This is a genomic window from Roseibium sp., assembly GCF_048261595.1.
GTDB lineage: Bacteria > Pseudomonadota > Alphaproteobacteria > Rhizobiales > Stappiaceae > Roseibium.
This window is the reverse complement of sequence record NZ_JBLXFW010000001.1, coordinates 756809-769197: the sequence shown is the minus strand read 5'-3', so window position 1 is coordinate 769197 and position 12389 is coordinate 756809. Positions and strand designations below refer to the sequence as shown.

Annotated in this window: 12 protein-coding genes; 8 read left to right on the top strand and 4 right to left on the bottom strand. The window is 61.3% G+C overall.

Features of this window, described 5'->3' with window-relative positions:
- Positions 1-108: 108 nt before the first annotated feature.
- Positions 109-2202 (top strand): trypsin-like peptidase domain-containing protein, encoded by a 2094-nt coding sequence (locus ACN0SY_RS03400; RefSeq protein WP_417684451.1) that lies wholly within the window; start codon positions 109-111, stop codon positions 2200-2202.
- A gap of 15 nt (positions 2203-2217) precedes the next feature.
- Here ACN0SY_RS03400 and ACN0SY_RS03395 read toward each other — a convergent pair whose 3' ends face one another.
- Together ACN0SY_RS03395 and ACN0SY_RS03390 are read right to left on the bottom strand one after the other, a co-directional pair.
- Positions 2218-3504, bottom strand: a complete 1287-nt coding sequence (locus ACN0SY_RS03395; RefSeq protein ID WP_417684449.1) for a S8 family peptidase — start codon at positions 3502-3504, stop codon at positions 2218-2220.
- Positions 3505-3569: 65 nt separating this feature from the next.
- Positions 3570-4304 carry a GntR family transcriptional regulator gene (locus tag ACN0SY_RS03390; protein ID WP_417684447.1) on the bottom strand — a complete coding sequence of 245 codons (735 nt, stop codon included), beginning with the start codon at positions 4302-4304 and terminating at the stop codon, positions 3570-3572.
- A 254-nt stretch (positions 4305-4558) separates the two neighbouring features.
- On the opposite strand from ACN0SY_RS03390, the gene ACN0SY_RS03385 reads away from it, so the two are divergent.
- The 7 genes from ACN0SY_RS03385 to ACN0SY_RS03355 all read left to right on the top strand — a co-directional run bounded on the left by ACN0SY_RS03385 (position 4559) and on the right by ACN0SY_RS03355 (position 11469).
- Entirely contained in the window at positions 4559-5551 is a 993-nt protein-coding gene (locus tag ACN0SY_RS03385; RefSeq protein WP_417684445.1) for an ABC transporter ATP-binding protein, read from the top strand.
- Between the two features lie 68 nt (positions 5552-5619).
- Positions 5620-6912 (top strand): ABC transporter substrate-binding protein, encoded by a 1293-nt coding sequence (locus ACN0SY_RS03380; protein ID WP_417684443.1) that lies wholly within the window; start codon positions 5620-5622, stop codon positions 6910-6912.
- Between the two features lie 78 nt (positions 6913-6990).
- Complete coding sequence (locus ACN0SY_RS03375) at positions 6991-7866, top strand: ABC transporter permease (protein WP_417684442.1); 876 nt, start codon at positions 6991-6993, stop codon at positions 7864-7866.
- Between the two features lie 6 nt (positions 7867-7872).
- Entirely contained in the window at positions 7873-8712 is an 840-nt protein-coding gene (locus tag ACN0SY_RS03370) for an ABC transporter permease (protein ID WP_417684441.1), read from the top strand.
- Between the two features lie 14 nt (positions 8713-8726).
- Positions 8727-9425, top strand: coding sequence for an aspartate/glutamate racemase family protein (locus ACN0SY_RS03365; RefSeq protein WP_417684439.1), 699 nt, complete (start codon positions 8727-8729; stop codon positions 9423-9425).
- 52 nt (positions 9426-9477) lie between these two features.
- Positions 9478-10509, top strand: a complete 1032-nt coding sequence (gene dusA, locus ACN0SY_RS03360) for a tRNA dihydrouridine(20/20a) synthase DusA (protein WP_417684437.1) — start codon at positions 9478-9480, stop codon at positions 10507-10509.
- A gap of 111 nt (positions 10510-10620) precedes the next feature.
- Complete coding sequence (locus ACN0SY_RS03355) at positions 10621-11469, top strand: sulfite exporter TauE/SafE family protein (RefSeq protein ID WP_417684435.1); 849 nt, start codon at positions 10621-10623, stop codon at positions 11467-11469.
- Positions 11470-11483: 14 nt separating this feature from the next.
- Here the strand turns inward: ACN0SY_RS03355 and ACN0SY_RS03350 are convergent, their stop codons facing one another.
- Together ACN0SY_RS03350 and ACN0SY_RS03345 are read right to left on the bottom strand one after the other, a co-directional pair.
- Positions 11484-12188, bottom strand: a complete 705-nt coding sequence (locus ACN0SY_RS03350) for a TIGR02281 family clan AA aspartic protease (protein ID WP_417684433.1) — start codon at positions 12186-12188, stop codon at positions 11484-11486.
- Positions 12188-12376 (bottom strand): DUF1289 domain-containing protein, encoded by a 189-nt coding sequence (locus tag ACN0SY_RS03345; protein ID WP_417684431.1) that lies wholly within the window; start codon positions 12374-12376, stop codon positions 12188-12190. The genes ACN0SY_RS03350 and ACN0SY_RS03345 overlap by 1 nt, the downstream gene beginning before the upstream one ends.
- Positions 12377-12389 lie beyond the last annotated feature (13 nt).

Here is a 12389-nt window from a genome sequence, read left to right as displayed (position 1 = left end):
GGGCCGAGCGCCCGGGCTTTTTCTGTTGGTGTGTTTCTTCGGCTGTCAGAGATTGCGGCAGAACCTGACTGCTCTAGAATTGGCTAGGCAAGCCTTCGGAGGAAATTGATGACCAAACCGTCTGGACGCGGCGGAGCCATGAAAGCCATATGCATCGCTGTCGTTTCCGCGCTCTTCGTGGTGCGGCCTTCGGCTCCTGTACATGCCGAGGGGCTCAAGCCGATAGTGCTCGACAGTGTCGTCTCGGTCCTGCCCGTTTGGCCTGGAAAGCCGCAGGGAGGAGGTGGAACTCCTGCGGGCGCGGCCCCGGAAGGGTCGGGCATCGCCGTTCTGGATGGCCGCTTCATCGCGACGGCCTATCATGTCATCGAGCCCGCGGAACGCATCGATATCCGGCTTGCCGACGGTCGCATTTTGCCAGCCCGCCTTGCCGGAGCAGATGTGGCCAGTGATATCGCGCTCTTGGCAATCGATCAGACGCTGCCGGTGCTTGAAACCGCACCGGAGCCCATGCTCGCCGGACGGGCCTGTATCGTCTCCAACGCCTATGGGCTCGATCTCTCCGTCACCTGCGGCATCGTCTCCGCGCTTCATGTCGCCAATGCTGGCTTCAATCCGGTGGAGGATTTCGTCCAGACGGATGCAGCCGCCAATCCGGGAAGTTCCGGCGGCGCGCTCGTAGATGGTGAAGGACGTCTGATCGGGATGGTGTCGGCGATTTTCGCTTCAAAGGGCGAAACCAACATCGGTGTGAATTTTGCCGTCTCTTCGGCGCTCCTGAGGCGTGTCGTCGTGGATCTCGCAGACGATGGCGCGGTCACCTATGTCTCGGCCGGTTGGGGGCTGGAAATGCCATCGCGGGAAAGCCTTCGAAAGGCGGCCGGTGCCCGCATCGCATCTCTGGCTGAGGAGGGGGCCGCCAGTGAGGCAGGGCTTTCCACCGACGACGTCGTGACTTCTGTGAACGGCCGACGGATCAAGGGGCCCCGGGACGTCATCTCCGCCCTCGCACTTGTTCTGCCAGGACAGGAAGTGCCCGTCACCGTTCTGCGTGGCGGCAACACGGTTGAGGCTGCGCTCTCGTTTCCGGTCACGGCCGCTAAAACACCCGCTGAAGCTGGGTCAAGGTCAAATGTCGGCACCGCAGATTGCCCCTATCCGCAGGCCGTTTGCGCAACCCGTCAGGCGGTTTTCCCTTTGGAAAGCTTCGCTACCGTGGCGAGCGGCGTGCGCATCGCGCGCGATCTGATCGTCACCGGTCGTCACGCAGTCGCCGACCGGACGACCGCAACGGTCTTTACCCCGGCAGGCCCTCTGAAAGGAGAGGTCATTCCCTCCGTCTATGCGGGCGATCTGGCCCTCATCAAGGTCGAAGGGTTGCCGGAGGATGGAGAAATCCTGTCGCCTGACCTGATCGGCGATAGGACGGACATGCTGCAGGTCGTCGGGGCCGATGTGGCGCAACGACAGGTGCGGGTATTCCAGCCGGGGCAGATGATCCTGACGCCTGCAGATGGCGCTGAACTGGGCCGCCTTCATGTCACCAGCTACATGCAGCCCGGCGTCAGCGGTGGTGCTCTGGTCGATCAGGAAGGTCGTCTCGTCGGCATTGCTGCCGGTGGCGGGGCCGGCTATTTCGAGGCACTTCCGGCCGGGGATATCGCAACTCTCTTGGCTGGGCGGGACAACAGTGAGGCTCTTGCCACTCATGGTGCGCTGGGCCGGGCCCTTGCCCTGTGCCAGGAAGCGGTCGAGGACGCCGAAAGCCGACCGCGCGGCACGGTCGATACTGATCTTCTGGAGCGGATTTCCGATACCTGCGCCCTCGCGAAGAACCAGGGGCAACTGCAGATGGCCGGCCGGGTTCTTGGACAGGCTGGCGATTTTTCAGGCGCAATCGCCTTGCATGAGGCTGCGGTCGCACAGGTACCGAACTCGCTGAATGCTCGCGTGTCTCTGCTGGTGTCGCTGCAGCTCGCTGGCCGCTTCGAGGACATGCTGCCCCACGCGCGCTTCATGCTTGAGGCAGCGCCGGAAAATCCGCAGACACTTCGGTTCGCCATCCAGTCGGGGGTCTGGGGAGGGGACATGGACCTCGCGGAAGCTGCCTATGCAGCCATGGAAAAGAGCGACCCGCGTCAAGCCCAGGCCGCGCGCCGGTTCATAGACACTCCGCCGCCGCGCCCGGCCAGAAGAGGGTAAGGGTCGCTGGAGGCATCACTCTGCCGGGTTGGCGATCCAGCCGCCGGAAACGACTGGCCGGGACTCGAAGGGCGAGGGAGCAGCCCGGTTCAGGATCTTCTGCTTCAGGTCTCGGCCCGATAGCGACGGGTCCGCGGCGAGCAGACGCGCGGCAAGGGCCGCCAGGCGCGGTACCGCATAACTGGAGCCCGAAGCGGTTCCCCTCGCTCCGCGAAAGTCGACGACAGGCTGGTTTTCCGCAGGCAGCATGATGTCGACGGTTCGTTCGCCCCAGTTCGACCCGGATGCGAGTTTGCCGAACCCGTCGGCGGAGGTGACGACGAGCATGTTGTCGATGTCGAGCGAGGCCGGATAGAGCGGGATTTGATCGAGATCGATACCGTCGTTTCCGGCCGAGACGATAACGAGAAGCTCCGGATGTGTCTCCATCGCAGTTTGAAAACCGGTCCAGTCGGTCTTTCGCTTGCTGCCAAGCGGCATGGCGATGATCCGAGCGCCGGACCTTGCGGCGTGGCCCACCACGTCTGCCATCCGGCTCATGTCCGGCCGGGGGTAGCGAAGCGGGATGAGGCTGGCTTCCGGCGCCTCCCGAACAAGAATTGAGGCAACCGCTGTTCCATGGCGGATCGGCAGGAAATCGCCGCGCGCCATGTCGCCGTCATAGGGCAGGGGGTCCATGTCCCAATAGTCGTAGCCGAGCGGCTGCCCGCTTTCGTCGCGCGCGAGGCGATCGCGGAAGATGTCGAGGTCGTATGCAAGCCCGCTGTCGACCAGCGCGACACGGATGCCGCCGGGATCTAGGCCCTCTGGCCAGGGCGTCTGGAGTGTCTCGGTCCAGCGCAGGGTTTCCAGATCCCCGTCGAGCTGTTGCAGCAGGCGTGTATCTCTATCGGTCTCGATGATCGCCCGGCCGGATTGCACGGCGCACCCGCCGTCTGTCATGGCCTGAAGTGCAGGGCGAAGCGAGCCATCGCGCAAGGTGTGGACCTCCAGCGTCAGCCGTCTCAACCTGCCATTGGCTTCGGACCGCACAAGTCGCAACTCGTTGCCGCCCGGAAGGGCGAATGTCTGTTTCAGTCCGAAGCGGATGCCACCCCGTTCCAGTGGCTCTTCTGAAAGAAGCCAGCTTCCGGGCAATTCCGCCTCGGCCGCAAGGCCTGTTTTCGGGTCTTCCGGATCGCACAGTTGCTCGACGGCGAGGAGAATCCAGTCTTTCGGACTGGTTGGTGGTTCGGCCGCAGCAGGAATGGCAGCGAGTGCAAGGGCCGCGAATGTGAACACAAGTGTGCGAGCTGGGATCATGAGCCAAACCTAGCTCGCTGCGCCGCCGCGTCAATCGCTACTCAGCGCGTCTTCATCTTGGAACGTCAGCCACGCAATGCCTCGGCGAGGCTTGGGCTGGAGTTGCGCGGTTGCGTCAGGTTGAGCCCGGAATGGAGATCGACGATGTGGCTCTTCTGAATTTCCTCCGCGGCGTCACCGTCCTTTTTGGCAAAGGCCTTCATCAATGCGTGATGGGAATGGCTCTCGCAGGCTGTGTCGGCGCGCCTCCAGTAAAGCGCGATGATAAGCGACGAGCGCGAAATCAGCGAGCGCACCATGTTGGCAAGCACCTGCTGGTCGGCGATATCGGCGATCGCTGTGTGGAAGCTGCCCGAAAGCGAAAGAGCCTTGCCCATGTCGCCGGAGTGAATGGCCTCATGCTCGGCATCGATATGAGCCTGCAGGCGCTTCAAGTCCTTGTCTGTCATCGCCGCCGCTGCCATGCGCGCAACTCGCGGTTCGATCAGGGCACGGGCCTCGAACACCTCGTGTGCTTCTCGGATCGTCGGCCGGGCGACGAAAGCGCCCCGGTTCTTCTCGATCGAGACAAGGCCCGAGTGTGCCAGGGCTTGCAGGGCGGCTCGCACCACGGTTCGGCTTGCGCCGTAGATCTCGCCGACTTCGTCTTCGGAGAGCTTCATGCCCGGCTCGAGCCGATGCTCCAGGATGGCGCTGTGAAGTTTCAGGCAGATATCGAGGGTGCGTCCCACAGGCAGCTGGAAGAGGTCATGAAGACCTGAGGAGGCGTATGCGCCATCGTGGGTCATGGGGTGGGCCATGTGTGGATGGCTCTTCTGAATTTGGACATATCCCGATCATATCTGCCTGCATACAAGGCGCAATGCAAATCGTATACAATGTTTGCTTAATTCGTATTCTAACTGATGAATAATTGTGCGCCTTTGGGCGGTGGTGTCAGCTGATTTGGACTGCAAGTGTCGTAAATTCCATTGAAAATCATGGGTTTTTTCGAGTTGGCATGGACGTTGCGAATGACGTTCCAGTTTTTACTGGCGACGCGAGATCATCATAGATGTCCAAGACCCTCGACCTGGAACTTGTCGCAACCACGAAGCGCTACGGCGAAACGATCGCGGTTGATTCCATCGACCACAAGTTCAAGACAGGGACCTACTCCTGCCTGCTTGGTCCGTCCGGCTGCGGCAAGTCCTCGACCCTGCGCATGATTGCCGGTCACGAGCAGGTGAGCGATGGGGATATCCTGCTGGGGGACATGAACATCACGGATCTGCCGCCCGCGTCCCGGGGCACCGCGATGATGTTCCAGAATTACGCGCTTTTCCCGCATATTTCCGTGGTCGACAACGTTGCCTTCTCCCAGAAGATGAAGGGGGTCGGCAAATCGGTTCGAAAGAAGCGCGCAATGGAGCTGCTGGAACTTGTCGACATGGCGCCATATGCCGAGCGCCTTCCGGCCCAGCTGTCCGGCGGTCAGCAGCAGCGCGTCGCACTTGCGCGGGCGCTGATCACCGAGCCATCGGTTCTTCTTCTCGATGAGCCGCTCTCCGCACTCGACCCGTTCCTGCGGATCAAGATGCGTCTGGAGTTGAAGCGGCTGCAGCGAGAGCTCGGTATTTCCTTCATCCACGTCACGCACTCGCAGGACGAGGCACTGGCCCTTGCGGACGACATCATCGTCATGAACGGCGGCAGGATCGAACAGGCGGGTAGTCCGCGGGAGGTGTTCAATGCACCGACGACGGAGTTCGTGGCGAAATTCATTGGTGGGCACAACGTTCTGCGCGTCAACGGCATGCCCGTGGCGGTGCGCGCCGACCGCCTTCACGTAAAGCGTGAGGCGCTTGGAAACGATGCGCTGCTTACCGCAGCCGTGAAGGACGTCGAGTATCTCGGAGCCACCGTGAACCTCGCTCTTGATGCCGGCAGTGCAGGCGACCTGACCGCCGCCTTGCCGGACGAGACCTTCTTCAGTGATCCGATCGAAATCGGCGCAACGGTTTTCCTGAGCTGGAGAGCTGCTGACGCCCATGCGTTGGCGGCCTGAACCGCCTGCAACGACCAGGCCAGAGACGCCGGTCAAATACCTCCAAAGGGGAAGAGGAGTAGGAAGTCATGACGATCAAGCTGGATAGCAAGGGACTGAGCCGCCGCAGTGTCCTCAAGGGCGGTGCAGCCGCCGCAGGCGCGGCTCTGGGTTCCGGTGCGATCACCGGGTTCCCGACCATCTGGGCGCAGAACATCAAGAATGTCACGCTGCGCCAGTTCGGTACCGGCGTATCCAACCTCAACGAGGTTGCCGAGAAGGTGAAGGAAGACCTGGGCTTTACCCTGGAAATGACCGCACTCGACAGTGACAGCGTTACCCAGCGTGCAGCCACGCAGCCCAAGTCCTTCGACATTGCCGACATCGAATACTGGATCTGCAAGAAGGTCTGGGGTGCCGGCAACCTGCAGGCCATGGACACCTCCAAGATCAAGAATTACGACAAGATCGTCGGCATCTTCAAGTCGGGCAAGCTGACACCTGAAAGCGTCATCGCTCAGGGCACGGCGCCGCACACGGTCGGCTTCGTCGATGGTCCTGACGGCAAGACCTTCGCTGAGACCGAAACCGGCTGGATGACCCTCATCCCGACCATCTACAACGCCGACACGCTCGGTATACGCCCCGATCTCATCGGCCGTCCGATCGACACCTGGGCGGAGCTGCTGAACCCGGAGTTCAAGGGCAAGGCCTCGATCCTCGACATCTCTTCCATCGGCATCATGGATGCGGCCATGGTCTGCGAAGCCATGGGCGAGATCCAGTATGGCGACAAGGGCAACATGACCCGGGAAGAGATCGACAAGACCATGGCGATCATGACCGAGGCGAAGAAGAACGGCCAGTTCCGCGCCTTCTGGAAGTCCTTCGACGAAAGCGTCAACCTGATGGCTTCCGGCGAAGTCGTCATCCAGTCCATGTGGTCGCCGGCGATCACGGCTGTGAAGTCCAAGGGTATTCCATGCGTCTACCAGCCGCTGAAGGAAGGCTATCGCTCGTGGGGCGGCGGTCTCGGCCTGTCCGCAGCGCTTACCGGCCTCGAGCTGGAAGCCGCCTACGAGTACATCAACTGGTACCTGTCCGGTTGGGTTGGCGGGTTCCTCATGCGCCAGGGCTATTACTCCGCCGTGCCAGAGACCTCCAAGGCGTTCATGGACGAGAATGAGTGGGGCTACTGGTTCGAGGGCAAGGAAGCCACCGACACCATCAAGAACCCGTTCGGTGACGCCCTGGCAAAAGCGGGCGAGACCCGCGACGGCGGCTCCTTCTACGAGCGCATGGGGGCCGTTGCCTGCTGGAACGCCGTCATGGACGAGAACCAGTACATGGTTCGCAAGTGGAACGAGTTCATCGCAGCCTGAGGCCGCGCACTCATCAATGCACCCTGTCCGGTACTTGGCCGGGCAGGGCCCTTCCCCAATTCAGGCCGACCGGACCCCATGAAGAAGACCAGACTCGATCCGTCGAAACGCGCCGAGCGCATCAGCTGGATGCTGGTAACGCCGCTGGCCTGCGTCCTCGGCTTTTTCCTGCTTATGCCGATCCTGACCATCGTCGTGGTCAGCTTCTGGAACTACAACGAGTGGTCGTTTTTTCCGGACTTCATCCTGGACAACTACGTCTTCCATCTGACCTCCGCGGTCACCTGGGCAACCTACCTCAAGACGCTCAAGTTCATGGCCCTGACATGGATCTTCTGCGCGGCTATCGGCTTCACGGTGGCGTATTTTCTCGCCTTTCACGTGCGCACGCTTCCGGCCCAGATCGCGTTGTTTCTCGTATGTACGATCCCGTTCTGGACCTCGAACATCATTCGCATGATCTCCTGGATCCCGTTCTTGGGAAGAAACGGCATCGCCAACTCCTCCCTGATCAGTCTCGGGGTGATCGATGAACCACTCGAGTGGCTGCTCTATTCTGACTTTGCAGTCGTGCTGGCATTCGTTCACCTCTATGCGCTTTTCATGGTGGTGCCGATTTTCAACACCATGATGCGCATCGACAAATCCCTTATCGAAGCAGCGCGGGATGCCGGTGCCTCCGGCTTGCAGATCCTCACCAACGTGATCATTCCGCTGGCCAAGCCCGGTATCATGATCGGCTCTATCTTCGTCGTGACGCTTGTCATGGGTGACTTCATCACCGTGCGCCACATGTCCGGCGGTCAGAGTGCCTCTGTCGGGCGGATCATCTCCAATGAGATCTCCCTGCTGCAATATCCCGCCGCAGCCGCGTCTTCAGTCGTCCTGCTCTGCACGGTGCTGCTCATGATTGGCGTGATGATGCGCTTCGTCGACATCCGGAAGGAGCTTTGAGCTATCATGGAACCGCGTTCTCGCTCTTTCTACTTTCTGGCAGCCTTCTTCGCGCTGTTTGTCGTCTTTCTCTATGGTCCCGTCATCACCATCGGAATTCTCTCTTTCCAGGGGCCGAACGGCGGTCTGACGTTCCCGATGAACGGCGTGTCCATGCACTGGTTCTACGACCTGTTCGAGAAGCAGGCGGTTGGTGACATCTGGGGCTCGTTCCGCCGTTCTTTCGCGCTGGGCCTGATGGTGATGGTGGTGACGGTTGTCCTGTCCGTCATGGGCGGCATGGCATTCCGCAAGAAATTTCGCGGATCGAGCGTGCTGTTCTACGTCATCATCGCCAGTCTGATCATTCCCTCGATCCTGGTCTCGCTCGGGGTAGGGCTCATTTTCAACATCCTCGACCTGGAGGTGCATTGGGCGACATCCGGTTTCGGGGCTCAGCTGACGTGGACGCTGCCCTTCGGGCTGTTGATCATGTTTGCGGTATTCAACCGCTTCGACAAATCCTACGAGGAAGCGGCGCGCGATCTTGGGGCTTCCTCCTGGCAGACCGTGCGCCACGTAGTGTTGCCTATCATCGCGCCCATGCTGATCGGCGTGGCACTCTTCGGCTTCACCCTGTCCTATGACGAGTTTGCCCGGACGCTGCTGACCGCGGGATCCTACAACACCCTGCCACTGGAGATCTTCGGCATGACGACAAATGTCACGTCGCCGGTTCTCTATGCGCTGGGCACTCTGACAACCCTATTTTCCTTCCTGATCATCGGAACGTTCCTGGCGGTGGTCGCGGTGATGCGATCACGGCAGGCCAGACGCGGGTCCGATGCCGGAAGCGGCATGGTCTGAAGGGCCGCACCGGCATGCAAGAAGAACCAGGCATACACAGCCGCGACAGGCACATTCTGGTCGTCAACCCGAACACCACGGCGTCGATGACCGAAAAGATCGGGGAGGCGGCGCGCGCCGCTGCTGGTTCCGGCATCCGGATTACGGCCATAAATCCGGATGAGGGCCCGGCGGCCATTCAGGGACCAGCCGACGGCGCAGCCGCTCTCCCCGGCCTTTTTGCACTGATCGAAGCGCAAATGACTTCAAACGACCCGGCGGATGCGATCGTGATTGCCTGTTTCGACGACACTGGTCTTTGGGAGCTCAAGCGGAGATGGCCCGTGCCTGTGATCGGAATAGGAGAGGCTGCCTATCACGTGGCGGCTCTTGCCTCGCAGCGCTTCTCGGTGGTGACGACCCTATCCGTCTCTGTTCCGGTTCTTGAGCAGAACCTGACACAGATCGGGCTTGCTCCAAGATGCGCGAAAGTGCGGGCGTCAGAAGTACCGGTTCTCGATCTGGAAGACCCTGCAAGCGATGCCCGTGCGAAAGTCGAAGCGGAGATCGAGCGGGCGATTGCAGAAGATGAAATCGGTGCCATGGTGCTCGGCTGTGCCGGGATGGCGGATCTGGCGGAGGACCTGAGCCGCAAATTCTCCATGCGCGTGATCGATGGCGTCTCGGCTGCCGTCAGGCTGGCAGAACTTCTTGTGGGCGTTCGCCCCGGTTGACGTACCAGACGGCCGCTTCCCTGAGGGCGCTTCTGATGGTATTGAGCGGCCGATGACGAAACATGACCGCCTCTATTCCGGCCATCAGCCTCGCTTTGCCGTGGCTCCGATGATGGACTGGACCGACCGCCATTGCCGGGCCTTTCACCGGCAGCTGAGCCGCAATGCGCTTCTCTACACGGAGATGGTGACGACCGGTGCGGTCATTCATGGCGATCGCGACCATCTGCTCGGCTTTTCGGATTGCGAGCATCCGGTGGCGTTTCAGCTCGGCGGCTCCGATCCGAAGGACATGCTGACGTCCGCCAGGATCGTCGAGGGCTTCGGCTACGACGAGGTCAACATCAACGTTGGCTGTCCCTCCGCCCGCGTGCAATCCGGAAGTTTCGGCGCCTGCCTGATGCAGGAACCGGCACTTGTGGCCGAATGCGTCGCCGCCATGAAAGCCGAGGTCTCGATCCCGGTGACGGTCAAATGCCGGATCGGCGTTGACGAACAGGATCCAGGACCGGCGCTGGACGCCATGGCTGATGCGGTCTTTGGAGCTGGCTGTGACGCGCTTTGGGTTCATGCCCGCAAGGCCTGGCTCAAGGGGCTCAGCCCGAAGGAAAACCGGGACATCCCGCCGCTAGACTATGACCGTGTGCGCCGTCTGAAACAGCGTTTTGCAGACCGTTTCATCGGCATCAACGGCGGCATTGCCGACCTCGACCAGGCGGAAACCTTTCTGCCGGACCTCGACGGCGTCATGCTTGGGCGCGCTGCCTACCACACGCCGCAGATCATGGGCGAGGTCGACCGGCGCCTCTACGGCGAGACGGGCGACGATGTTTCCCCGTGGCAGGCGGTCGAAGCCTATATGCCCTATATCGAGGATCAGCTTTCGCGGGACGTCAAGCTGGCCCACATGACCCGCCACATGCTCGGTCTGTTCCATGGCCGTCCCGGTGCGCGCTCCTGGCGCCGGATCCTGACCGTCGAGGCGATCAAGCCCGGCGCGGGGACTGAGGTCGTCGAAAAGGCGCTTGCCGCCGTCCGTCCTCATGACTTGCCGGACAACCTGGATACCGAAAGCGCTGCCTGACGTGGTCGTGCCATCCAGTGACTGGTGGCAAAGGTCTTTGCCTTATGACGGCTGATGATCTGGCGCTCGAATCGGCGTACTGTCTGGTTCGGTTTTGCGGAGCGTCGGACCATGGATCTCACGAGTTTAACGTCAAATGGCCAATTGTTTGAGGTAATTGGCCTCGGTCTTGCCCTGATCGGTTCCGGCCTTGTCGCCGGGTTTCTGGCGGGCATGTTCGGTATTGGCGGCGGCGCGGTGCTGGTCCCGGTGCTCTACCAGTTCCTCACTGTTCTTGGCGTGGACGAGGGCGTGCGCATGCATGTTTCGGTCGCGACTTCGCTAGGCATCATCATCCCCACGTCGATCCGATCGTTCCTTGCGCACAAGAAGCGCGGGGCGGCGGATCTGGAACTTCTGAAATCCTGGCTTATCCCGCTGCCGCTCGGTGTCGTAGCCGCGTCGCTGGTCGCCGCATATGTGTCCGGGGACGGCCTGAAAGGCATCTTTGCAGTGATTGCCTTCGTGCTTGGCCTGCGCATGCTGCTGAACAAGGAGCACTGGAAGCTGGGCAATGATATTCCGGGCTCTCCGATCCGCCCGCTCTGCGGTGCCGGTATCGGCTTCTTTTCCACCCTGATGGGCATCGGCGGAGGGGTGATGAACAACACGTTCATGACCCTTTATGGACGACCTATCCACCAGGCCGTGGCAACTTCGTCCGGCACGGGCCTGATGATCTCGATCCCCGGCACGATCGGATTGATCTGGGCCGGTTGGGGTGCGCCGGAACTGCCGCCGTTCTCGGCTGGCTACGTCAATCTGCTTGGCGTTGCCCTGATCATTCCGGTGACGACTTTTGCTGCGCCTTTCGGGGTAAAGGTCGCTCATTCCCTGCCACGCCGGAAAATGGAAGTCTTCTTCGGCATCTTCCTCATGGTGGTCGCCGTCCGCTTTATCCTGAGCCTGAACGGCTTTTAGGAAACTGCGCCCGTTTACGGTACGAGGATCAGCCGGTCGCCTTCGATGCGCCAGCTTGAAAGGCGGTCGAGGGCCGACATGCCGAACAGGCTGGTGTCGAGGGCGCCTTCCCGGGCAACGAAGGCGCGGACTTCACTTAGCCGCAGCTCATTGATCGATAGCATGTCGATGCGGACCGGCGCGACGAGAGCCCGTCCGTTTGCCGTCTGGACGGGAATTGAGAATGAAAGGTCCTCCGCCTCGAAGCCCGCCCTGAGTGCGTCCTCATAGGTCAGGACAACAGTGCTTGCTCCCGTGTCGAGCATGAATCGCGTATTGGCGCCATTGACGCGCGCCTCGAGTGCGAAGTGCCCGCTGACATCCTTGACGACCAGGATTGTCCCGTCCGGTTGATCTACGGCCAGACCCGGGGCGAGGGCGCCAAGAACCCTGTAGCCGCCTTGGACCAGATCGTGCCGGAAGGTGTAGCCGGTGACCAGAAGGACCAGCAAACCGCCCCAGAAAAGGGTTCCCTTCAGAATGTCGCGCACCTTCGGCTGGCCGAACACGAGGCTTGCCATGAAGACGAATGCAAGGATGGATAGGGCAACGACACGCGGGCCGGTGTTGTCCAGATCGAAACTCTCGGGAACTTCGCGTGAGCCGAAACAATTATAGGCAATCCCACCCAGAACCGCGGTGATCACGAGCCCCAGGGCGACGCCGCGTATTCCGCGCATCACCTGATGCCTCCAGCTGCGGCCACGTCAGAGGCGGCGCGCCGCCGGTCGAGATCACTCATCACAGCATTGCGCTGCGCATCGGTCATCGTCGACCAGCCGCCGATTTCATCGAGCGTACGGTAGCAGCCGAGGCAAAGCTTGGTCGTCCGGTCAATCTGGCAGATCTTGGTGCAGGGTGTTTTCATGACCGTTCATATA